This window comes from Wolbachia endosymbiont (group A) of Icerya purchasi (assembly GCF_947251635.1).
GTDB classification, from domain to species: Bacteria; Pseudomonadota; Alphaproteobacteria; order Rickettsiales; family Anaplasmataceae; genus Wolbachia; species Wolbachia pipientis.
On the sequence record NZ_OX366357.1, the window covers coordinates 880,528 to 902,875 of the forward strand.

Genomic DNA, 22,348 nt, shown 5'->3' on the forward strand with positions numbered 1-22,348 from the left:
ATACTTGAATTACTTTTTCAATTTTTCAACTTCGCTGATGGGTAATCCTGTTAATCTAGCAATAGTGGTAGTGTCCATTTTATCAGCAAGCATTTCCTTTGCCACTGCTATTTTAGCCTGTTTTTCGCCCTCTTCTCTGCCTTCTTGTCTACCTTTATCTCTAGCATCATCAAGACGTTGTTCCCAAATAGCAGCTTCTTTCTGTACACTCAAAACTCTTTCTTCGTATGCTGCTAGATCCTCTTCTTCCCAACTAAACTTGTCTAATTCATCATATGCTAGCTTTATTATTGGTGATTTTTCTGCAATATCTTTTAGGTCTTCATCTGTAGTATCTTCTGCGTACTTGAAAAAAAAGCACCAGCGCTCTATTGTACTCTCTAGCTGCTCTACTTTATTTTTTGCAAATTTAGGCAACTCAATAAAGACAAATTGAAAATCTTTTAAGTAATGTCCGTTAGTCTTTATATCACGTATATTGTGAGTAGAAATATACTCAACCTCTGTAGGAAATAGCGTACTATTGGAAATAGCAATAAAGAATACTTTCTTAAAATCAATGTAATTGCCTGATTGTCTTGAGTAGGCTTTGGCAGCATAAAGTTGGGCACGTTTTTCAAAGCACTTGTCTCTAGCGAGCTGCATCTCCGCAATATATCTATTCCCGAAAGAATCCTTACAGAGGACATCAACAATACTCTGTTTATCAGAAGCAATCTCAGGATCCATAATAGTGCTAAGAAACTTAACATCTTGAATTGTGTTAACACCAGTAAACCCTAAGATGTCATTTAAAAAGTGAATAAGAATATTCTTATTTTTTTCAGTGCCGAACACTCGTTTGAAGGGCAAATCATATTTAGGATCGAGAAATTTAGAAAAAGCCATAAGAAATCAACCTAAAAAGCATTGATAATTATACACAATTCTGAAGAAATATTCAACTCTTTTGTGTTTAAATCTTATTTTTTTAAACTTTGGGTATGTTAGAGAAAAAAACGACTGTCGCAGATGGCCCAAGAATAGCACCCTCTGCTTTAGACGTCCATTTGGTACATCTTTTACAACCTCTTCTGTAAAGCGCCTTATAAGCCCAGCAAATGAATTCATGGATTTAGGAGCTATAAAGAGCTTTAAAAACACTTATTTTTGGTGTGAGAGGTTAACCTCCTAATAAAAATACGAGCCCAAAAGCTCAATTACGATTTACCTAACATCGTGAGGACAGGTTCATTAACCTCCCACACCTTTACATGATAAAGATCTTGAAACTTAATGTCAACATTTCAGTAGCAAATTTATGTTAAATCTATATCCTATTAACGCAAATTCTGGATTAAGGAAGGAAGTATAGGAAATAGAAGGCTTTTTGGATTTGATGGAATAGGAGATGAGAGTAGAAAAGATATGAACCAAGAAATCAACAGGGGATCTATGGCGAGTGTGTTCAATTTCTAGTCTATTTTTTAGGTAACCAAAAACAGTCTCAATGATAGACCTTTTTCTCAGTAAAATCTTCTCATTTAGCGAAATTAATGTATTTTTCATACCTTTTTTCACCTTGGTAACAAGTTTCAAACCTCGGTCAAACAGCTTCTGAAAAAGCTCTTTTGCAATATAACCTTTGTCACCAAACAAAAGGCCGGTTAATTTTTCCGTCAAATTTGGCACAGGTATCCTATCATCAACATTGCCTTTTGTTAGCGTAAGTGCATGAATTTCACCATTTTCATTGATTACCATATGTAATTTGAAACCAAAAAACCAGCCGTAAACGCGAATTCTGGATTAAAGGAGAATAGAAAAGGCAGAAAACAGGGTAAACTCAGCAATTATAAAAAAATAGATGAGGTTACCCATGGAAGATATAACAAAACTGTTTTGTTTGGTCGATGATTTTTGCAGAGATATAGAGAAAAATTTTGCAGGCAAACTACTGCCAAATGGTAAAAAACCCACAAGAACAACGGAAATTGAGCACTCTGAAATCATGACAATAATCCTGCTATATCAACAATCTCCGTGTAAAAATTTCAAAACTTTCTATCTACATTACCTAACGTTGCTCTACAAATCAGAGTTTCCAAAGTTGCCTTCATATACCAGGTTTGTTGCTCTAAAGCCTAGGGTTTTGTGGCATTTAGCAATGTTGTTGCATTGGCTTTGTGGACAGTCAGAAAACACTGGAATTTCATATATAGACACAACTCCCATTGCAGTTTGTCATGCAAAAAGAATATCCAAAAACAAAGTTTTTGCTGGAATTGCAAAATTAAGCAAGAGTACTTACGGCTGGTTTTTTGGTTTCAAATTACATATGGTAATCAATGAAAATGGTGAAATTCATGCACTTACGCTAACAAAAGACAATGTTGATGATAGGATACCTGTGCCAAATTTGACGGAAAAATTAACCGGCCTTTTGTTTGGTGACAAAGGTTATATTGCAAAAGAGCTTTTTCAGAAGCTGTTTGACCGAGGTTTGAAACTTGTTACCAAGGTGAAAAAAGGTATGAAAAATACATTAATTTCGCTAAATGAGAAGATTTTACTGAGAAAAAGGTCTATCATTGAGACTGTTTTTGGTTACCTAAAAAATAGACTAGAAATTGAACACACTCGCCATAGATCCCCTGTTGATTTCTTGGTTCATATCTTTTCTACTCTCATCTCCTATTCCATCAAATCCAAAAAGCCTTCTATTTCCTATACTTCCTTCCTTAATCCAGAATTTGCGTTAGGAGAGGAATACCCACTGCTGCTTGGTGTAGGCAATTGCGATGATAGATCTTGTGTGGGCTCGAGACTGTCCATATCTTGACCTATATCAGTAAAAGCTTGATACAGAGTTTTTCTGTTGATAAAAACTTCTTTATTTTGTCCAACTAACTTTAATACTTCTTCTGAACTCGTTATTCCTCCAAATTTTGGCTCACCAATAACACTCTGTATACCACCAGAATCCAATTTTACGGTCATGCTACAGTCTATGCTGTTACCTTCAGAATCCTTAGCCTGCCAATTAATGGTCATTTCACATGAGCTTGAACCAGTAAAATCATAGTGCCTCTCATTGCCATTTTTCTTGCTTGCGGTTATTTGACTATCTTTCCCTAAAGATATATTATAAACCTTACCTTCACTGCTGGTCCTTAAAATATTGCTAATTTCTATTGGTTTTTCTTCATTTTCAAATCTAATTTTGAAGTCATTATCCTTTGTTGGATACACTAAGAAATTTTGACCAGGCAGAGACGACTTAAGTTCTTTATGCATTGCGTCTATTGATTGCTCAAATTTTTGGAACTCCTTTTCCCACTTTAAATTTATCTGTCCTGTAATGTTCTCATTTTTGCGTAAAGGACCAATAAAGTACCAGATGAGATTTTCTTCCTTTGGTTTTTTTATAAAATCCTGAAGATCGTTGCAAGATTCAATGACACTTAAAATATCATTTTTCTTCTGTTCATCCACATCTAAGCTTTGACTTTCAGCTATAAATACATTTTCGTTTTCCACGGCATAATTTTACATTTTTAGAAAGTATACTATAATATTAACAAATTTCTTTAAAAAGTCAACTAATTGTTTGATAAATAAACTTGTGCATTTGGCCAAAATGTTATATAGTAGTCACTTCAAGAAGTACAGTATGGACAATACCATTATAAGAAAATACGATATTAGAGGTATAATAGGCAAAGATTTGCAGATTAATGATGGGTACGAAATAGGCAGAAAGTTTGGCCAAACCGTAGCTAATGTTTGTGTTGGCTGCGATAGTAGAATAGATTCACCAGGTATAGAAAGAGAATTAATTAGGGGCTTAACTTTATCCGGTGCAAATGTTATACGCGTTGGACTATGCTCTTCACCTATGCTTTACGCTGCAACACAAATCACACAGGCGGATCTTGGTATCATAATAACTGCCTCTCATAACCCCAGCGAATATAATGGCTTTAAATTTTTTAGTAATAAAAAAGTCTTCTCAGATCAAGAGATAAAGGAAATTATAAGCAGTCCAATTAAAAACAGCACAAGAATTGGAAGCTTAATTAACATAAATATATATAGTGAGTACATTCGCATATTAAAAAGTGCAGTGAAGAATAATACTACACAGAAATTAAAAATAGCCTGGGATTGTGGAAATAGTCCAGCAAGTGGAATCATAAGGTATATTGAAAAGATCTTGCCTGGTCATACGCACATCGTAACCAATAATTCTATAGATGGGACATTTCCACTGCATGATCCAGATCCCATAGAGGAAAAAAATCTCGCTCAATTAATTGACGTTGTGAAGGAGTATGGATGTGATCTTGGCATTGCGCTAGATGGCGATAGCGATAGGGTGCGCTTAATTGATAATAAAGGCAACGTTGTTTCCAATGACCATTTATTTATAATTTTTGCACGTGAAGTGTTGGAGGAATATCCAGAAAGCAAAGTTATTGCTAACGTAAAAATGAGTATGAAAGTGCATGATTTTGTTAGCAAGTTAGGAGGGCAAGTTATTACCTGCGCTACTGGACATTCACTAGTTAAGAAGAAGATGGTAGAGGAAGAGGCAAAGTTTGCTGGTGAATTAAGCGGGCACTTCTTCTTTTCTGAGCTAAGTTTTGATGATGGGCTATATTCTGCTGTTAAAGCAGTTGACATTTTGCTTAAGAAAAACCAAAGCCTATCTCAGGTGATTGAGGATTTACCGAAGTTATATATCACTCATGAAGTAAAGATTGTAGTGAAAGATGAGAAAAAATTTCAAATAATTGAATCAATAAAGAAAACACTGGAGAAGCAAAACATTGTATTTTCAGATCTTGATGGTGTTAAGGTAACCGATAATAAAGGTTGGTGGCTTCTTAGGGTATCAAATACGCAAAACTGCATTACAGCAAGATGCGAAGGAGAGACTTTAGAGGGTTTTGAACTTACTAAAAAGGTTTTGTTCCATTACATTGATGAAGCAAGGTCTTTAAATTGTAGCTACTCACAGAAATAAATTTGATTTATAAAATTGACATGAAAGTATAAAGATAAATAGGCTAAATGTACTTATCACCTGGTCAGGCTGCAGCATTATTTCGTGTAACCGTTTGCGGGTCCACTTAATTCTGCAATTCTTTGATCTCACTCATGGAGAGGCCAGTAAACTTAACAATAGTGGTGACATCAACATTATTAGCCAGCATTGTTTTTGCAACTTCAATTTTTCCTTCCTTTTTAGCATCATCAAGTTTTTGTTCAAGAACAGCCCGTTCATCACGAATACGTTTTATTTCCTGTTCGTAGGCAATAAATTCTTTCTCTGACCAGTTGAATCTATTTAGTTCTTCATATGCCTTTTTAATTATTACATCACTACCTATTATCTTTTCCAATTCTTCTTCGCTAGTTTCATCTGCATATTTAAAATAATAGATCCATTTTTCAACTATACTCTCCAATTGGTCTTCTTTAGTTTTAGGAAATTTTGGTAACTCAATAAATGTAAAATAGAAATCTTTTAGATCATGCTCATTAGTGTCTTCATCTCGAATATTATGCTTTGATTTGTACTCAGATTTATTAGGAAAGAGAATACAATCAGCAATAGCTATAAAAATGATTTCTTTAAGATCCTGATATTGATCACCTTTATCATCTTGCCTTGAATAAGCTTTAGCAGCGTAATATTGAGCGCGTTTTTCAAAGCCTTTAGTTTTGGCAACTTGCATTTCGACTATTACTTGCACCCCATTTTCATCCCTGCAAAGAACTGACCTTACCCAGAAAAAGTGGAGAGAAAGAAAAGAGTTTTTTTGGGTAAAATAAAATTTTGGAGGATTAGAAATGGTAAGAGAATATACAGCAGAATTCAAATTGGAAGCTGTTAAACTGGCAAATGAACAAAGAAAGGCAGGTCAAACAATTACAAAAACAGCAAAGGATTTGGGAATAAAGGGTGGTTTATTAGGAAAATGGATAAAGAAACACAACGAAAAAAGTCGGCAGCAGAAGCATTTCCAGGTAGAGGTAACATGGCTCCTTATACCAATTCCCATTACAGGGCAAACAGATGGACAATGATGGAAGAAAAGCCATACTGAAGCAAGTAAAATAGCGAGGTTTAAATGGCATTAAGATCAAAATTATTGGATGAAAAAGTAGTAGAATCAGCAAAAGAAATGCTGAAGAAAGTAAGGAATAATGCATATGTTTCAAAAAAAACTAAATGCTGTAATTGCAGCAAAAAAGCACAGTATAACGGCTGTAGCAAAAATATATTGCATTTCAAGAAGCGCACTAACTTCGTGGGTAAAACTCTTGAAAATTGGCAGAGAAGAAAAACTGTTTGCTCCTTCACAACGTCGTAGAAAAACTAAATTAAATCAGGCTCAACTACAGCAAATTGAAGAGTGGATAGAAGAAAATCCTAATATCACCATTAAAGAAATGAGAATAAGAATCCAGGAAAAGTTCGGATTAAATATCAGCAAATCTACAGTACACCGCCATATGCAAAAGATGAAATTCTCATATATTACACCAAGACCAGTTCATAATGGACAAGATAAAAGCAAACAAGAGGAATTCAAAAAAAAATCTCAATGGAGCTATTAGCAAGTATCCAGAAAAGAGCTATTTTTCTTTGATGAATCACAGTTTGGCACACATTCAAAAGTTGGACATGGGTGGTTTAAAAAGGGGATTAGAACACAGGTTAAAACAAAATTAGGTAGGCAAAATTTCTATCTCTATAGTGCAGTTAATCCTAGAAATGGAGAGAGTTCTAGCTCAAATGTCAACACTGATTGCATGAACATATTTCTTGAGCAAATTTCGCAATATCTAGAAACACGAGAGGCTTTTCTCGTTATGGATTGTGCTAGTTGGAAAAAATTTAAAGGTACCTAAAAATATCGATATTATATACCTACCTCCGTACTCACCTGAGCTAAATCCTGTTGAGAGACTTTGGTTATATATAAAACAGAACATTTTGCGCAATAAAATATACGATACAATTGCTCTACTTGAGGGTGCTTTGTGCAAATTTATTACTTCTCTTGCCAGCTCCACAATTAAACAACTCTGCAATGTTTCCTATTTGACTGGACAACAATGAGAATTGGTATTAGAAATTTTTTATAACAAACAACGTCACTATTAACTATTGCATTCCAGAACAATTTGATGCATCATTCTTTTTGTAAAAAACATTCCAAACTTTCTCTCCACTTTTTCTGGGTAAGGTCAAAAAAAGGCTTTGCTAAAAAATGAAATAGATGTTTTTAGATTTGCCAGACGTGCCAGAAAATTGCGAAAACGTACATGGTATTACTTGAAACGCGAATTCTGGATTAAGGAAGGAAGTATAGGAAATAGAAGGCTTTTTGGATTTGATGGAATAGGAGATGAGAGTAGAAAAGATATGAACCAAGAAATCAACAGGGGATCTATGGCGAGTGTGTTCAATTTCTAGTCTATTTTTTAGGTAACCAAAAACAGTCTCAATGATAGACCTTTTTCTCAGTAAAATCTTCTCATTTAGCGAAATTAATGTATTTTTCATACCTTTTTTCACCTTGGTAACAAGTTTCAAACCTCGGTCAAACAGCTTCTGAAAAAGCTCTTTTGCAATATAACCTTTGTCACCAAACAAAAGGCCGGTTAATTTTTCCGTCAAATTTGGCACAGGTATCCTATCATCAACATTGCCTTTTGTTAGCGTAAGTGCATGAATTTCACCATTTTCATTGATTACCATATGTAATTTGAAACCAAAAAACCAGCCGTAAACGCGAATTCTGGATTAAAGGAGAATAGAAAAGGCAGAAAACAGGGTAAACTCAGCAGTTATAAAAAAATAGATGAGGTTACCCATGGAAGATATAACAAAACTGTTTTGTTTGGTCGATGATTTTTGCAGAGATATAGAGAAAATTTTGCAGGCAAACTACTGCCAAATGGTAAAAAACCCACAAGAACAACGGAAATTGAGCACTCTGAAATCATGACAATAATCCTGCTATATCAACAATCTCCGTGTAAAAATTTCAAAACTTTCTATCTACATTACCTAACGTTGCTCTACAAATCAGAGTTTCCAAAGTTGCCTTCATATACCAGGTTTGTTGCTCTAAAGCCTAGGGTTTTGTGGCATTTAGCAATGTTGTTGCATTGGCTTTGTGGACAGTCAGAAAACACTGGAATTTCATATATAGACACAACTCCCATTGCAGTTTGTCATGCAAAAAGAATATCCAAAAACAAAGTTTTTGCTGGAATTGCAAAATTAAGCAAGAGTACTTACGGCTGGTTTTTTGGTTTCAAATTACATATGGTAATCAATGAAAATGGTGAAATTCATGCACTTACGCTAACAAAAGGCAATGTTGATGATAGGATACCTGTGCCAAATTTGACGGAAAAATTAACCGGCCTTTTGTTTGGTGACAAAGGTTATATTGCAAAAGAGCTTTTTCAGAAGCTGTTTGACCGAGGTTTGAAACTTGTTACCAAGGTGAAAAAAGGTATGAAAAATACATTAATTTCGCTAAATGAGAAGATTTTACTGAGAAAAAGGTCTATCATTGAGACTGTTTTTGGTTACCTAAAAAATAGACTAGAAATTGAACACACTCGCCATAGATCCCCTGTTGATTTCTTGGTTCATATCTTTTCTACTCTCATCTCCTATTCCATCAAATCCAAAAAGCCTTCTATTTCCTATACTTCCTTCCTTAATCCAGAATTCGCGTTTATAGTGCAGGCCAGACGTCATACCGCCGCGAACCGTCATACCGCGATTCATTCCACAACTGTACGAACGTTGTGATTTGAGAGCAATTCCCACCAGTGGGGTGTCATCCCAGTGCCCAGACACTGGGATCCAGGAATTTTATTAAGTTGGTAAGCATAAAAGTAGCCATTTTATGTAAAAATACAACATTTTGATGATTATGAAAAAGCTGGATCCCAGTGTCAAGGACTGGGATGACATCATAGAGGCACTGGAATGACACCTTCCTAGTGGAAATTGCTCTCAAATCACAACGTTCGTACAGTTGTGGATTCATTCGCGGTATAGATCCCGCTAACAAGCAGCGGGATGACGGTTGTCGGTAAATCTTTTAGCTGTAGAAGTTAACTTTGCAGTTAACTTCTACAGCGTTTCAAGATATAGTTTTGATAATAAAGTGCTCGAATATACATGAAAACCATTTTAGCTGTTGAAACAAGCTGCGACGAAACTGCAGTAGCGATTGTAAATAGTGACAAGCAAGTCCTTGCTCACGAAATTCTCTCCCAAGCAGAACACAAAAAACGTGGTGGGGTGATCCCTGAAATAGCTTCACGTGCTCATATGAAGCATTTAAGTGGTCTAATAAAAAGCGTAGTGGAAAAATCTAACCTTAACTTTTGTGACCTCAATGCAATTGCAGCAACGTCAGGACCAGGACTCATAGGTGGATTAATAGTTGGTACAATGATGGCTAAAGCAATTGCGCATGTAGCACAAAAACCGTTCATTGCAGTGAATCACTTAGAAGCGCATACATTGGTTATTAGGTTACTGCATGAGGTAAAATTTCCATTTTTAGTCCTACTAATATCAGGTGGTCACTGTCAATTTTTAATTGCACAGGATGTAGGTAAATACATTAAACTTGGAGAAACGCTCGATGATTCACTAGGAGAAGCATTTGATAAAGTTGCTAAGATGCTGGGTTTAAGCTATCCCGGAGGGCCACTAATTGAAAAGTTAGCTAAAAAAGGCAATGGTGCAAGATTTAAATTGCCAAGGGCAATGATAAAACGTTCTGGATGTAACTTTTCGTTTTCTGGAATTAAAACAGCAGTAAAAAACTTAGTGCAAGAACTTAAAATGAGCGAGCAAGATGTGTGTGATGTATGTGCTTCGTTTCAAGAGTGTATTAGTGACATACTGCTGGACAGGGTTAGTAATGCGATTATTATGGCCGAATCTTTAAATATCAAAATCAATGACTTTGTGATTACCGGAGGAGTTGCAGCAAATAATTTCTTGAGAGAAAAATTAAAACAACACATAAACTTAAACATATTTTTTCCTCCCAACAACCTATGTACAGATAATGCAATAATGGTTGGATGGGCAGGAATTGAAATGTTACAGAAAAGCTATATAGATTCTCTCAATTTTGCACCAAGACCTAAGTGGGAGTTAGAGAGTTATTAAAAGCTCTCAATTCTGAATTATAGCTAAAGTGACTTAGGTTCTCTAATTGCACATAAGTCAACAATAATTTTCACACAAATCAAAACAGCATATCTTCTCCATAATCCTTGGTAATTCCACGTAAGTTAAAAGTAGCATATGGTTCTCTCCGCGGTCTGAGATGACAATAAATTTGTCAAGCCGCATTATACTTGTTAGGCGGAAGTGGACGGCAACATGTTTACCACGAAGTCTAACTAAGTTCTTGCTTGTCCCTTCCATCGGCATTGCTATCTTTATTTTCAATAAAATTATCGTCCTATGCTCTTTTGATGTTTATTGATAATAAAATTCTGTTTTATCAACCAACATCCTATGCATAATTACAGCTAATTTTCTTGCTACTGCTACAATTGCTTTTTTCATTCCTTTTTTCTTCGCAACTCCAGTTTTTTAATTTAAATGTCCTCTTGGTAACTGTAAGCATTGTTTGTGCAGCTTCATATAACATACTTCTACATTCCGCTGGTCCCATCTTTGATATGCTGCCATGCCGATCAACTTCTCCAGAAGAATATTGCCTTGGTGTCAACCATATATATGCTCCAACTGTATCAGATTTCTCAAACCTATGTGGGTTATCAATTGCAGCTTTATACATCATTGCTACTATAATCCCCACTCCTGGAACAGTAGTTAACAATTTACAATCATCGTCTTTTTCACCTTGTTCTGAAAGCATTTTGTCAAGCTTTCTTAATGACTTTTCTATTGCTTCCAAACTACAAACTAACGCTTCAATTGAACTCCTACTGATTTCATCCAAATTATTTATTGCCTCTTGTATTCTTAAAGCGAAAGTTTCAAATTTTGATCCTTTATCGACCATGTATCTTCAACAACCCTCTTATTGTTCCAATAACCTGCTGTTTGCTACACATTAGCTGTCTTCTGCTTCCAAGCGCTATTTTAATTTGACAACTGATTTTACTAACACTTCTCATCATCTGCACTATACCCCTCGCATCGTTTTTATCATTCTTATTGATTCTTTCAGACAACGCTGCTGCCATATGCCTTGCATCTACACAAATTACTGGTAATCCAAAACTCCTTAACTCTTTGCACATTGATATTGACAACTGTCCACTTTCTATTCCTATGGATTCGTATTTTTTGCCTTGGCTAATCTGCTATTGCCTTACTTTCTCTTGCAACAACTTCTTCCTTAACAATTTTTCCTTTCTCATCAACGATACTTATAAGACGCGAATTCTGGATTAAAGGAGAATAGAAAAGGCAGAAAACAGGGTAAACTCAGCAATTATAAAAAAATAGATGAGGTTACCCATGGAAGATATAACAAAACTGTTTTGTTTGGTCGATGATTTTTGCAGAGATATAGAGAAAAATTTTGCAGGCAAACTACTGCCAAATGGTAAAAAACCCACAAGAACAACGGAAATTGAGCACTCTGAAATCATGACAATAATCCTGCTATATCAACAATCTCCGTGTAAAAATTTCAAAACTTTCTATCTACACTACCTAACGTTGCTCTACAAATCAGAGTTTCCAAAGTTGCCTTCATATACCAGGTTTGTTGCTCTAAAGCCTAGGGTTTTGTGGCATTTAGCAATGTTGTTGCATTGGCTTTGTGGACAGTCAGAAAACACTGGAATTTCATATATAGACACAACTCCCATTGCAGTTTGTCATGCAAAAAGAATATCCAAAAACAAAGTTTTTGCTGGAATTGCAAAATTAAGCAAGAGTACTTACGGCTGGTTTTTTGGTTTCAAATTACATATGGTAATCAATGAAAATGGTGAAATTCATGCACTTACGCTAACAAAAGGCAATGTTGATGATAGGATACCTGTGCCAAATTTGACGGAAAAATTAACCGGCCTTTTGTTTGGTGACAAAGGTTATATTGCAAAAGAGCTTTTTCAGAAGCTGTTTGACCGAGGTTTGAAACTTGTTACCAAGGTGAAAAAAGGTATGAAAAATACATTAATTTCGCTAAATGAGAAGATTTTACTGAGAAAAAGGTCTATCATTGAGACTGTTTTTGGTTACCTAAAAAATAGACTAGAAATTGAACACACTCGCCATAGATCCCCTGTTGATTTCTTGGTTCATATCTTTTCTACTCTCATCTCCTATTCCATCAAATCCAAAAAGCCTTCTATTTCCTATACTTCCTTCCTTAATCCAGAATTCGCGTTATAAATATAGAATACTTCTTAGCTGTATCTATCTATATTTATTATAACATAACATTGATTATAATTCTAACATAGACAGATAGAGATTTCAATTACGTTAGTGTTATGGGTGTTAATAAATTTTTAATATACACCTTTACAAAAGAAGAAATCAAATGGCATCTTTTTTTAATAAAGTGCTAATAAAAGGAACGGTCACATTCGACCCTATAGATTCATTATCTATCTTCTCTATAATTTTATCAATGCTATAGAAAGAACGTTCTATTCTTGCTAAAATATAATTAATCACTTTTAAATCAATTTTTAACTGTTTATCTGAAAATCGTTTTATTAGCATAATTCTTAATAATTCCTCGCTTGCAGGCAAAATTTTTACGCTGATAGTTGATAATATTCGAGAACTTAAATCTCTTAATTTGAAGTTAAGCTTTTTTGGTGAAATTGAAGAAGTGATTAGCAGCCTCTTGTCACTTTCTTTCATGTAATTGTAACAATGTAATAACATTGCTTCATCTTTAATGTTTTGCACGTCTTCTAAAATAAAAGTATCGCTATATCTAATCTCGCTTACGAAGTTATTCACATTGATAAAAATTGCATCGTTTATTGATTGCCAAATATGAGCAAGATGAGTTTTACCGGAGCTTTTAGGTCCAAAAAGAATCAGACATTTCCAAGATAAATCATCAATTACTGAATTATATATGTGCTTATTTTCATCTAAGATGATGTAATTTTGCCGACTATAATCAGCTTGATTGTTGTTAAATAAATTTAATTGCACATTAAACCTCTTACGTAACCTCTTTCTGGTAGTAATTTTTGCACAAAAATTTACTTACACTCCTCAAATGTGTCAGGTATTCTGGATTCATTTCTCCTCTTACCATAAATTGATTATGCAAAAGGTCTGTTAGCCGTTTTTATAAAGCTCACTTTTAAAATATTTATTGATTGCATATTCTACTGATACATTGAACATTGCTATTATTGGAATAAAAAGTAATATACCTGTAAATCCAAAATATGAAGCGCATATAGTAATTCCCAGAATAATTACAGCTGGATGTATATGAACTTTTTTTCCTATTAATAAAGGAACTAATATGTTTGAATCTATTAATTGTCCAACACCAAATAATAGCAAAACAGCAGCACTTTCAAACCATCCACTAAATTGAGTGATAGCACTCAAAAACCCAATAATGGTATATAATAATGGCCCTACGTAAGGTATGAACGTTAACATTCCTGATAAAATTCCAATAACAATAGAGTGTTTCAATCCGATTATGCTCAGGCTTACAGAGTAAAAGATCATCATGACAATACATACATTTACCTGCCCCTTTAGATAATTAGATATAATGAAATCCACTTTGAAAAAATAATCTGCAATTTTTCCCCTGTAAGGAATAGGGATTAATTTATTAGCTTTTTCTATAATTAAAGGCCAATCACGTAATATATAGAAAAACACTACAGGAGTAATCACCATTAATGATACCGTGTTAAAGCTTGAACTTAACACTTGGATTATAAAGTTACTAGCAATATCAAGAGCATTCATGAAATAAGATACATAGTTGCTGTAATTTTCTGCTAGATTTTTAGATAAGTGATCAAATAAGCTATCCTCGATTTTTATATTAAGAAATTCTAATACAGAGGGGATTACTTTAAGCTTTAATGAAGGCACTTTACTCACTAAGAAATTTAATATTGAAGTAATTTGAACATATATAATAGGTAAAACAAATGTTATGACTAGTATAAAAGCTATTAATAAAACAAGTATTATAAAAATTACAGAACATGAACGTGGTATTCTATACTTTTCAAACTTGACTACTAGCGGATTAAACAAATATGCAATAATAATAGATATTAAACATGGAAAAATCATAGGACGCATCAGGAATAACATCCCTATTATAAAAAGCAGTATGAAACAAATAGTTATATGACGTTTTTGCATGTGTTTAGCATAGCTAATTTACTGAAAAATATGCAATTTATTTTTCCTATGTTGAAAGTATTTTACGATTTGTAATACTATCGTTTTTTACTAAAATTTAGTTGTTTAATCCGCAGGCAAAGATAGATTTTGAGCTCTCTAAATATCTCTTTTGCTATTATAATTATGCTAGTTAATAGGGGAAGTAACTTTTATATGATGTCAGAAATTTTATTTTTCGGAAAGAATCTTGGATAGAGAGGAAAGCTTCTACAAAAAGAAATATGTGCGCTAAGAAATACAAAATAGCAGCATTAATAGTTGCAGCGGGAGTAGGCAGTAGATGCAATTCTACGATTCCTAAGCAATATATAAAACTGGCAGGTAAATCTGTTTTATTTCATACAATTAAAAGATTTCTGGCTAACCAATATATAGATTACGTAAGAATAGCAATTAATAGAGACCATGAAAGTTTCTATGAGAAAGCTATATCACTAATTACAGACACTAAATTACTAAGCCCTGTATACGGAGGAGAAAACAGGCAAAGTTCAGTTAAACTAGGGCTTGAAAGCTTACAAAAAGTTAACCCAGATTTTGTAGTTATACACGATGCTTGTAGGCCTTTTGTGTCAGATGTTCTGATAGATAACTTGGTTGAATCTATGATTAATGATCAATATACAGGAGTAGTTCCAGCAATAGAAGTTGAAGACACTATGTCATTGGTGAGTAATAGTTTTATTGAATCTACGATTTCAAGAGGAAAGCTCAGAGCCATACAAACCCCTCAAATTTTTAATTTCAAAGAATTATTATCATGCCATCAATCAGTCAAAGAATTTACTGACGATTCATCACTAATGGTAGAGCACAAAAAACATGTTGCGATTATTAAAGGTGAGAAAAGCAATTTTAAGTTAACCACAAAAGAGGATATCAATATGGCAAAGCTTCTTTTTGAAGAGCCAAAATTTCGTGTCGGAGCCGGTTATGACATACATAAGTTCATTAAAGTTCAAAATGGTGCTGAAAGCTTTATAAAAATTTGCGGTGTGAAAATTGAGCACAACATGGCAATAGAAGCACATTCAGATGGTGATGTTGCAATACATGCAATCGTTGATGCAATACTCGGAGCACTGGGATGTGGCGACATAGGAGAGCACTTTCCTCCTAGTTCCTCTGAATGGAAAGATTGCAATTCATCTCACTTTCTTGACTTTGCTGCTAAAAAAGCAAAGGAAAAAGGGTACAGCGTGTCTAATTTAGATATTACTATAGTTTGTGAAGAGCCTAAAATATCGCCTTACAAAGTAGAAATGAAGAAATTCATATCAAAAGCATTAGAAATTGATGATGAATTTGTAAATATCAAAGCAACCACTGCAGAGAAATTAGGTTATATTGGAAGAAATGAAGGAATAGCAGTGCATGCTTCTGTGTTATTGCATACAAACTTTTATTGGGAATAGAAACGAAAAAACTTACTTGACACCCTTCGCCAGTCCCCTTATCATGAAACTGAAGCTATTTATTTATCTTCGCAATCTGTGCAGGTTAATGACAAAAAACTTAGGGTATTTGGCGTCTCATGTTTAATTTTTCGCACTACGTGCATCGCATGTCTTTAAAAATTTTTAGGTTTTTACCTATATAAGCCGAAACGCGCTTACAAAGCGTTTAAGACAGCAAAAAACGTCAAATTGACAAGAGAGAATTTGAATGCTAGCTACTACGGGGTTTCTTTGCCTTTTTTCCTGCTTAGTAAATTTCTTAAACACTTGCGGTGTAGGTTAGTTGCAAGTTAAAAGCAGCTAAATCGCTCTTAATCAAGCGTTTTAGAATAAAAAAAACGCCGATATTTTAGTACATGGTAAATAGCCAACCACCACGGGGCTTCTTTTGCCTTTTTTTCGTTTGGTAAATTTCTTAATATTTATGGCTAAACGACAATCGTCATCCCGCTACTTGTTAGCGGGATCTAGAGATACCGCGGCGGCATGACGTAGAACTGCTGTCATTCAAGTAGCTGACGCTGGTTTCCATCCAAGAGGGTGTCATCCCAGTGCCCAGACACTGGGATCCAGAAAAGTTTGCTTGTAAGCAAGCAAACTAGCATAGAAAGTGGTTACAACGTTTTCGATGAGATTATATGGAAAACTGGATCCCAGTGTCTGGGCACTGGGATGACACCCTTCCTGGCGGAGATTATTCTCAAATCACAATGTTCGTACAGTTGTGGCGGTATGACGTAGAAAAACTGTTAACTTAAATCTATATTGACATGTCCCATTTTACGCTTATCCCTAACCTCTTTTTTCCCATATATGGTTAAACTAGCTTTTTCGTTGCTCAAATACTTATGAGAATCATATATATCATTACCTATTATATTTTTCGTCATACAAGGAAAGCGTAATACTACTTCCTGCATAGGTAGCCCGCATATTATCCTAACTAGCTGTTCAAATTGACTAACGTTACATGCATCCAAGCTCCAGTGGCAAGAATTGTGAGGTCTGGGAGCTAGTTCATTAACTAACAATTCGTTATCTTTAGTAACAAAAAATTCAATAGCCAGAATTCCTATTACATCGAGCGCATTTGCTATTTTCTTTGCAGCTCGTTGTACCTCTTGAGTTAATTTACTATCTATTTTAGCTGGCACTGTTGAAGTATCAAGTATTCCATCAACGTGGTAATTTTCTGCTATAGGGAAAAAAGCTACTTTACCGTTTTTATCTCTTGCAACGACTATTGAAACCTCTTTCAGTAAATCAACACTTGCTTCAAGAATGTACTCTGTATTCCAATCAAAGGAAGCAAATTGCTTCACTTCAGAATCATTCTCAAGCACATATTGCCCTTTTCCATCATAACCCATTTCTGTTGTTTTCAGCCTTGTTGGATAGCCAAAAGCTCTACTGTTTTTCAGTAGCTCATTATAATTTTGTATACTTTTGTATTCAGCAGTTTTTATACTCAAGCTTCTAATGAAATCTTTCTCTCTAAGCCTATTTTGCGCAATGTGTAACGCTTTTTTACCCGGATAAAAATTTACATCGATATCAATTGCACTACATGGAATATTTTCAGACTCAATAGTGACCAAATCCACACTCTGTGCAAAAGATTCAAGCGCTTTCTTATCAGAGAAATCTGCTATTGTGAAATCATCAGCAACAGAGCAAGCCGGATCGTCTTTAGCACTGGTAAAAACATGTGTTTTTTGTCCAAGTTTTGTTGCAACGATAGCAGTCATTTTACCTAATTGTCCACCACCTATTATTCCTATTACTTTTTTGCTAAGCGCATCTGGTTCGTTCATACTATAAATTGATATTTCCTAATTAAAGTATACTTGAAAAATCTATGAAAAAAGTATATAATTAGAATATTATCTTTTTATCATGAATATTCTATAATGATTCTAGAATACACATTGACTACCAACTTTGTTGAAGTTACAGTTTTACCAATTTACATTGAAGAGCAATCCATTCCTTATGAAAATTGCTATGTATGGATGTATAACGTTAAGATAAAAAACAAAAGCCAATCAACTATTCAATTGTTAAGTCGTCATTGGCAAATAATAGATTATAAGGGCAAAGTAAATGAAATTGCCGGAGTTGGTGTTATCGGAGAACAGCCTGTGATAAAATCTGGAGAGGTATTTAAATACACAAGTGGAACATACTTAAATGTACCGTCAGGAATAATGCAGGGTAAGTATGAATTTCTGAATGAAGAAAGCATAAAAGTTTTTGAAGTTATGATACCACCCTTTTCTTTGGATAGTCCATACATCAAAACTAGACCCCATTAACTGTCAAAATAGTTTATTTGCAACCAGACTGCATTCTGTGATTTTTAGCAAAGCACGATCTTTCATTTGAGCTTTCTTCAATTTAAAATAAATACAGAAACTAGCTATCTTCAAAAATATGGTTGAATAATTGTTAATAATAGTGTATAATTATTAATATTTTCAAGCATTTTTGCCATGGCTCTTTCAAAATTTCTCGATCCTCGCAATGATTTGTGTTTCAAAAAAATCTTTGGAACGGAAAAAAATAAGAATATCCTGATCCACTTTTTGAACGATATTTTAGGGTTTACTGAGATAAATGCAATACAAGAAGTTGAGTTTCTTAGCACTATTATGGATCCCGAAGTTGCCTCTGATAAACAAAGTATTGTTGATGTTCTCTGCAAGGATTCTCACGGAAATAGATATATAGCAGAAATGCAGCTCGCTAGAGACAAGGGCTTCGAAAAACGCGCTCAATTATATGCCGCTAAAGCCTACTCAAGACAATTAGATAAATCTGGCAACTACATTGATTTAAAGAAAGTCTTCTTTATTGCTATATCAAATTGTAACTTACTTCCTGAAGAAGTTGATTATATTTCTACTCACAATATGCGTGATATAAAAACTAACGGCCATTACTTAAAAGATTTTCAGTTTGTCTTTATTGAGTTGCCTAAATTCGCAAAAAATAAAGTAGAGCAGTTAGAAAGTATAGTAGAAAGGTGGTGTTTCTTTTTTAAATACGCAGAAGAAACAACAGAAGAGGACTTAAAAGAGATAGCAGAAAAAGCGCCAATAATAAAGCTAGCATATGATGAATTAGACAAGTTTCGTTGGAACGAAAAAGATTTAGTAGCCTATGAAGAAAGGATAATGGATCTACGCAAAGAAGAAGCTATTCTTGAATACAGACTTGATCTTGCTGAAGAGAAAGGTATACAAAAAGGTATAGAGAAAGGGAAAATTGAAGTCGCAAAAGCAATGCTGGCTAATAATGTTGATGTCAACACTATTGTTAAGTTTACTGGCCTTTCTATTAGTGAGATTGAAGAATTAAGTGGAAATCTGTGAACGGTTAAGTTTATTTTTTATCCTTATCATCAAGTGTAAATAAGGTTATTGTAGAGACTAAGCCTATTATAACTATTATTAACGAAAATGGGGCAGCTTCTCTATAGCGCTCATCACTTACAAGTTCATATATTCTAGTTGATATAGTTTCAAAATTAAATGGTCTTATAATAAGTGTTGCTGTGAGCTCTTTGATAGTATCCATAAATACGAGCAAAAATCCCGATAATATACTCTTCTTGATGAGAGGGATATGAACATTCAAACATGTGGAAATAGGTCCATGACCCATAGTATATGCAGTCCACTCAATTTCATTTGGTGTTTTTTTGAGCCCTGACTCTACCGCCTTGAAAGATATAGCAAAAAAACGAAATAAATATGAGTAAACTAATGCGCCAATAGTTCCTACCAAGCTAATTTCCACAATATATTGAGTAATGAAAGAGGATATTCTGCTTAAAAATATTATTATGCTAATTGCGATAATTGCATTTGGAATTGCGTAGCCTAAAGAAATGAGACGTGCTACATTATTGATTACCTTATTTTTACGCGCCGTATATCCAATCATTATTGCAATGCTAATTGAGATTAGTGCGGTAATAACTGATAAACTAATGCTATTTGCTATTATGTTATAGAATCTTGCTTCGTATATGAACAACCCCTTCTCTATGCTCCAATATATAAGTGGGATCACTGGCAAAGCAAAACCTATCAATATTGGTAATGCACACATAATATAAGTGCAAATTAACGGTATAGCACCACTCACACTCCGTTTATTGTGATAATCTGAATTGGTATTGATTGAAGAGTAGGATATTCCTTTTTTTTGTAGTTTTTTTTCGATAGCTATTAGTGTTACAACGAAAATCAATTCTGCAACTGCTAAAACAGTAGTTGAATATTTGTCATGCAGTAAAAACCAGGTGCGATATATTCCTGTCGTGAAAGTATCAATAGCAAGAAACTGTGGTGTGCCGAAATCCGTAATTACTTCCATTAGTACCAAGGACAACCCTGCTATAATTGATGGACGTATGGAGGGTATGATGACAGAAAACAGGCTCTTCAATGAGGAGAACCCAAGCGTTGACGCAATAGTGACTGAGTTACTAACATTCTTTAGACTTGAGCGGACTAACATATAAACGTATGGATATAGGCTGAATCCCATTACTAATATTCCACCACCTAGAGATTTTATTTCAGGAAACCAATAGTCACCTTTGCTCCAATCTAAAATGTCTCTTAATAAGCTCTGCACCGGACCTGAAAACTCTAGCGTATTTACATAGACGAACGCTACTATATATCCAGGAATCGATATCGGAAAGAACAAAGCAATCTCAAAAATTTTACTTCCAGGAAATGAAAAAAATGTAGTGAGCCAAGCTGGAATTACTCCAAATATGAAGGATATTCCCCCCACTCCTATCATCAAAATTAACGTATTCAGTATATATTCAGGGAAAAGTGTGCTGATTACCCATCCGGAATTTGCTGTATCTGTAAATAAGATTGATATTAATGATAATATTGGGCAGACGAATAATATGCTTACTAAAAATAAGAATATATTTTTAAATACTCTTAAAAACATTAATTTGAATCTATATTTTATATTAAAATGTTATATGTAAAAACTGAAGATATCCAGTAATTATAGCTAACCCAAGAAAGGTTTCCCTACGTCATACCGCCCACAACTGTACGAACATTCGTTTGTGAAAGCAGTATGTTAAATGTTATAGCAGGTTTTGCCTCAAACACAAAGGCAGTGCCCAGACTACTTGGATCCAGAAAAATTGATTGTAAACAAACGACTATACAACATTTTCAATAAAATTACAAAAAAGCTGGATCCCAGTGTCAGCTACTTGGATGACAAAAAAAGGAGCACTGGGATGACATCCTCCCTTGTGGAAATTGCTCTCAAATCACAATGTTCGTACAGCTATGGATTCATTTGCGGTATAGATTCCGCTAACGAGTAGCGGAATGACGGTTTTTCAAATTGTAGAGCCACTTTAGCTATAACAGCCGTACTATTGAATATCTTTATAATTTTGTATATCATGTTTTTAGTTGATAAGTGAATAATCATGAGCTTCGTCATTGCAACTTTCTATCATTTTGTAGAACTTTCTAATTATTATGACATGAAAGACGAAATAAAAGCTACATGCAACAACGTTGAGTTAAAGGGCACTATACTCCTTGCAGAAGAGGGTGTTAATGCAACAATATCTGGTGAAAGAAACGCAATTGATAAAATATTCGATTTTCTACGTTCTGATTATAGGCTAAGGGATCTTACATGGAAAGAGAGTGCAGCAGAATATCAACCATTTAGCAAGATGAAGGTAAAATTAAAAAGAGAGATTGTGAATCTTGGTGTAAGCAATCTTGATATTTCCCTTAAGGGTAAATATGTTGATCCAGAGCATTGGGATGATTTTACTTCTCAACCTGACGTTTTAGTAATAGACACACGAAATGAGTATGAAGTGAAGTTAGGCAAGTTTAAAAATGCAATCAACCCCCATACTCAGCGTTTTCGTGACTTTCCTCAGTGGGCGGAGTCATTTTCTGAGAGTAAAGACCTGAAAGTGGCTATGTACTGCACTGGTGGGATTAGATGCGAAAAATCTACAGCGTACATGAAAAATCTTGGGTTTAACGATGTGTACCACCTGAAAGGCGGCATTCTTTCTTACCTTGAAAAAACTTATAATAAAAATGGTAATTGGGAAGGTGAGTGTTTTGTTTTTGATGATAGAGTTGCTGTTGATAACTCACTTACTCCAAGCAACACAATAAAATGCATATTCTGCTCAAATCAAGTTTCAACTGATAAACTGAAATCAGTTCCACGTGGCCAGGTGGTTTGTTCTGATTGTAAACTTCAGTGTTATAGATATAATAAATAAAACATCATACTGCTGCAGTTGTATGCATGTTGTGATTTGAGAGCAACCTCTACCAGAAAGGGTGTCATGCCAGTGCCCAGACACTGGCATCCAGGTTCTTTTTTTCTAGATTCCAGCGTCACACGCTGGAATGAC

General features: G+C 34.5%; 18 protein-coding genes and 6 pseudogenes. 13 read left to right on the plus strand and 11 right to left on the minus strand.

Annotated features, from left to right (window positions below; genetic code table 11):
* Nucleotides 1-9: 9 nt before the first annotated feature.
* Both OPR17_RS04655 and OPR17_RS04660 read right to left on the minus strand, forming a co-directional pair.
* Nucleotides 10-888 (minus strand): Rpn family recombination-promoting nuclease/putative transposase, encoded by an 879-nt coding sequence (locus tag OPR17_RS04655; protein WP_265021322.1) that lies wholly within the window; start codon nt 886-888, stop codon nt 10-12.
* 390 nt (nt 889-1,278) lie between these two features.
* A pseudogene (locus OPR17_RS04660) lies at nt 1,279-1,773 on the minus strand (IS982 family transposase); the annotation flags it as partial.
* A gap of 85 nt (nt 1,774-1,858) precedes the next feature.
* Between OPR17_RS04660 and OPR17_RS04665 the strand changes: the two are divergent.
* Nucleotides 1,859-2,722 (plus strand): annotated as a pseudogene (locus OPR17_RS04665) (IS982 family transposase); the annotation flags it as partial.
* Here the strand turns inward: OPR17_RS04665 and OPR17_RS04670 are convergent.
* A complete protein-coding gene (locus OPR17_RS04670) occupies nt 2,707-3,519 on the minus strand; it encodes a hypothetical protein (protein WP_265021323.1) in 813 nt (270 codons plus the stop codon). The pseudogene OPR17_RS04665 and the gene OPR17_RS04670 sit on opposite strands and share 16 nt — an antisense overlap.
* Nucleotides 3,520-3,652: 133 nt before the next feature.
* Between OPR17_RS04670 and OPR17_RS04675 the strand changes: the two genes are divergently transcribed.
* The gene (locus OPR17_RS04675) at nt 3,653-5,008 is read left to right on the plus strand and encodes a phosphomannomutase/phosphoglucomutase (RefSeq protein WP_265021324.1); all 1,356 of its coding nucleotides are present in this window, start codon (nt 3,653-3,655) and stop codon (nt 5,006-5,008) included.
* A 106-nt stretch (nt 5,009-5,114) separates the two neighbouring features.
* Here OPR17_RS04675 and OPR17_RS04680 read toward each other — a convergent pair.
* Nucleotides 5,115-5,765: pseudogene (locus OPR17_RS04680) on the minus strand (Rpn family recombination-promoting nuclease/putative transposase); the annotation flags it as partial.
* 73 nt (nt 5,766-5,838) lie between these two features.
* Here OPR17_RS04680 and OPR17_RS04685 point away from each other — a divergent pair.
* Together OPR17_RS04685 and OPR17_RS04690 are read left to right on the plus strand one after the other, a co-directional pair.
* On the plus strand, nt 5,839-6,075 hold the full coding sequence (locus OPR17_RS04685; protein ID WP_265021325.1) for a transposase: 237 nt from the start codon (nt 5,839-5,841) through the stop codon (nt 6,073-6,075).
* A gap of 44 nt (nt 6,076-6,119) precedes the next feature.
* Nucleotides 6,120-7,114: pseudogene (locus tag OPR17_RS04690) on the plus strand (IS630 family transposase).
* A gap of 237 nt (nt 7,115-7,351) precedes the next feature.
* On the opposite strand, the pseudogene OPR17_RS04695 reads toward OPR17_RS04690, so the two are convergent.
* Nucleotides 7,352-7,786 (minus strand): annotated as a pseudogene (locus OPR17_RS04695) (IS982 family transposase); the annotation flags it as partial.
* Between the two features lie 85 nt (nt 7,787-7,871).
* Here OPR17_RS04695 and OPR17_RS04700 point away from each other — a divergent pair.
* Nucleotides 7,872-8,734 (plus strand): annotated as a pseudogene (locus tag OPR17_RS04700) (IS982 family transposase); the annotation flags it as partial.
* A 468-nt stretch (nt 8,735-9,202) separates the two neighbouring features.
* Nucleotides 9,203-10,210, plus strand: a complete 1,008-nt coding sequence (gene tsaD / locus OPR17_RS04705) for a tRNA (adenosine(37)-N6)-threonylcarbamoyltransferase complex transferase subunit TsaD (protein ID WP_265021326.1) — start codon at nt 9,203-9,205, stop codon at nt 10,208-10,210.
* Nucleotides 10,211-10,562: 352 nt separating this feature from the next.
* Here tsaD and OPR17_RS04710 read toward each other — a convergent pair whose 3' ends face one another.
* Complete coding sequence (locus OPR17_RS04710) at nt 10,563-10,970, minus strand: transposase (RefSeq protein WP_265021327.1); 408 nt, start codon at nt 10,968-10,970, stop codon at nt 10,563-10,565.
* Nucleotides 10,971-11,067: 97 nt separating this feature from the next.
* Complete coding sequence (locus OPR17_RS04715) at nt 11,068-11,331, minus strand: hypothetical protein (RefSeq protein WP_265021328.1); 264 nt, start codon at nt 11,329-11,331, stop codon at nt 11,068-11,070.
* A 208-nt stretch (nt 11,332-11,539) separates the two neighbouring features.
* On the opposite strand from OPR17_RS04715, the gene OPR17_RS04720 reads away from it, so the two are divergent.
* Nucleotides 11,540-12,424, plus strand: a complete 885-nt coding sequence (locus OPR17_RS04720) for an IS982 family transposase (protein ID WP_265021329.1) — start codon at nt 11,540-11,542, stop codon at nt 12,422-12,424.
* A 147-nt stretch (nt 12,425-12,571) separates the two neighbouring features.
* On the opposite strand, the gene OPR17_RS04725 is transcribed toward OPR17_RS04720, so the two are convergent.
* Together OPR17_RS04725 and OPR17_RS04730 are read right to left on the minus strand one after the other, a co-directional pair.
* Complete coding sequence (locus tag OPR17_RS04725; protein ID WP_265021330.1) at nt 12,572-13,207, minus strand: DnaA ATPase domain-containing protein; 636 nt, start codon at nt 13,205-13,207, stop codon at nt 12,572-12,574.
* 129 nt (nt 13,208-13,336) lie between these two features.
* A complete protein-coding gene (locus OPR17_RS04730) occupies nt 13,337-14,401 on the minus strand; it encodes an AI-2E family transporter (protein ID WP_320109847.1) in 1,065 nt (354 codons plus the stop codon).
* A gap of 263 nt (nt 14,402-14,664) precedes the next feature.
* Here OPR17_RS04730 and OPR17_RS04735 point away from each other — a divergent pair, with 263 nt between their 5' ends.
* Nucleotides 14,665-15,858 (plus strand): bifunctional 2-C-methyl-D-erythritol 4-phosphate cytidylyltransferase/2-C-methyl-D-erythritol 2,4-cyclodiphosphate synthase, encoded by a 1,194-nt coding sequence (locus tag OPR17_RS04735; RefSeq protein WP_265021331.1) that lies wholly within the window; start codon nt 14,665-14,667, stop codon nt 15,856-15,858.
* Between the two features lie 582 nt (nt 15,859-16,440).
* Nucleotides 16,441-16,641 carry a hypothetical protein gene (locus OPR17_RS04740; RefSeq protein ID WP_265021332.1) on the plus strand — a complete coding sequence of 67 codons (201 nt, stop codon included), beginning with the start codon at nt 16,441-16,443 and terminating at the stop codon, nt 16,639-16,641.
* Nucleotides 16,642-16,649: 8 nt separating this feature from the next.
* Here the strand turns inward: OPR17_RS04740 and OPR17_RS04745 are convergent, their stop codons facing one another.
* A complete protein-coding gene (locus OPR17_RS04745) occupies nt 16,650-17,714 on the minus strand; it encodes a 5-(carboxyamino)imidazole ribonucleotide synthase (RefSeq protein ID WP_265021333.1) in 1,065 nt (354 codons plus the stop codon).
* A 99-nt stretch (nt 17,715-17,813) separates the two neighbouring features.
* On the opposite strand from OPR17_RS04745, the gene apaG reads away from it, so the two are divergent.
* Together apaG and OPR17_RS04755 are read left to right on the plus strand one after the other, a co-directional pair.
* The gene (apaG, locus tag OPR17_RS04750) at nt 17,814-18,215 is read left to right on the plus strand and encodes a Co2+/Mg2+ efflux protein ApaG (RefSeq protein ID WP_179951370.1); all 402 of its coding nucleotides are present in this window, start codon (nt 17,814-17,816) and stop codon (nt 18,213-18,215) included.
* Between the two features lie 177 nt (nt 18,216-18,392).
* On the plus strand, nt 18,393-19,274 hold the full coding sequence (locus OPR17_RS04755; RefSeq protein WP_265021334.1) for an Rpn family recombination-promoting nuclease/putative transposase: 882 nt from the start codon (nt 18,393-18,395) through the stop codon (nt 19,272-19,274).
* A 10-nt stretch (nt 19,275-19,284) separates the two neighbouring features.
* Here the strand turns inward: OPR17_RS04755 and OPR17_RS04760 are convergent, their stop codons facing one another.
* A complete protein-coding gene (locus tag OPR17_RS04760; RefSeq protein WP_265021335.1) occupies nt 19,285-20,883 on the minus strand; it encodes an ABC transporter permease in 1,599 nt (532 codons plus the stop codon).
* Nucleotides 20,884-21,040: 157 nt separating this feature from the next.
* Here OPR17_RS04760 and OPR17_RS07560 point away from each other — a divergent pair, with 157 nt between their 5' ends.
* Nucleotides 21,041-21,277: a hypothetical protein gene (locus tag OPR17_RS07560; protein ID WP_265021336.1), complete on the plus strand. Its 237-nt coding sequence runs from the start codon at nt 21,041-21,043 to the stop codon at nt 21,275-21,277.
* A 108-nt stretch (nt 21,278-21,385) separates the two neighbouring features.
* On the plus strand, nt 21,386-22,213 hold the full coding sequence (gene trhO / locus OPR17_RS04770) for an oxygen-dependent tRNA uridine(34) hydroxylase TrhO (protein ID WP_265021337.1): 828 nt from the start codon (nt 21,386-21,388) through the stop codon (nt 22,211-22,213).
* Nucleotides 22,214-22,348: the final 135 nt, after the last annotated feature.

Coding starts and splice junctions, on each gene's coding strand:
- OPR17_RS04755 (WP_265021334.1), top strand. CDS start 18,393: ATGGCTCTTTCAAAATTTCTCGATCCTCGCAATGATTTGTGTTTCAAA.
- OPR17_RS04675 (WP_265021324.1), top strand. CDS start 3,653: ATGGACAATACCATTATAAGAAAATACGATATTAGAGGTATAATAGGC.
- tsaD (WP_265021326.1), top strand. CDS start 9,203: ATGAAAACCATTTTAGCTGTTGAAACAAGCTGCGACGAAACTGCAGTA.
- OPR17_RS04730 (WP_320109847.1), bottom strand. CDS start 14,401: ATGCAAAAACGTCATATAACTATTTGTTTCATACTGCTTTTTATAATA.
- OPR17_RS04720 (WP_265021329.1), top strand. CDS start 11,540: ATGGAAGATATAACAAAACTGTTTTGTTTGGTCGATGATTTTTGCAGA.
- trhO (WP_265021337.1), top strand. CDS start 21,386: ATGAGCTTCGTCATTGCAACTTTCTATCATTTTGTAGAACTTTCTAAT.
- OPR17_RS04745 (WP_265021333.1), bottom strand. CDS start 17,714: ATGAACGAACCAGATGCGCTTAGCAAAAAAGTAATAGGAATAATAGGT.
- OPR17_RS04655 (WP_265021322.1), bottom strand. CDS start 888: ATGGCTTTTTCTAAATTTCTCGATCCTAAATATGATTTGCCCTTCAAA.
- OPR17_RS04760 (WP_265021335.1), bottom strand. CDS start 20,883: ATGTTTTTAAGAGTATTTAAAAATATATTCTTATTTTTAGTAAGCATA.
- OPR17_RS04685 (WP_265021325.1), top strand. CDS start 5,839: ATGGTAAGAGAATATACAGCAGAATTCAAATTGGAAGCTGTTAAACTG.
- OPR17_RS04735 (WP_265021331.1), top strand. CDS start 14,665: ATGTGCGCTAAGAAATACAAAATAGCAGCATTAATAGTTGCAGCGGGA.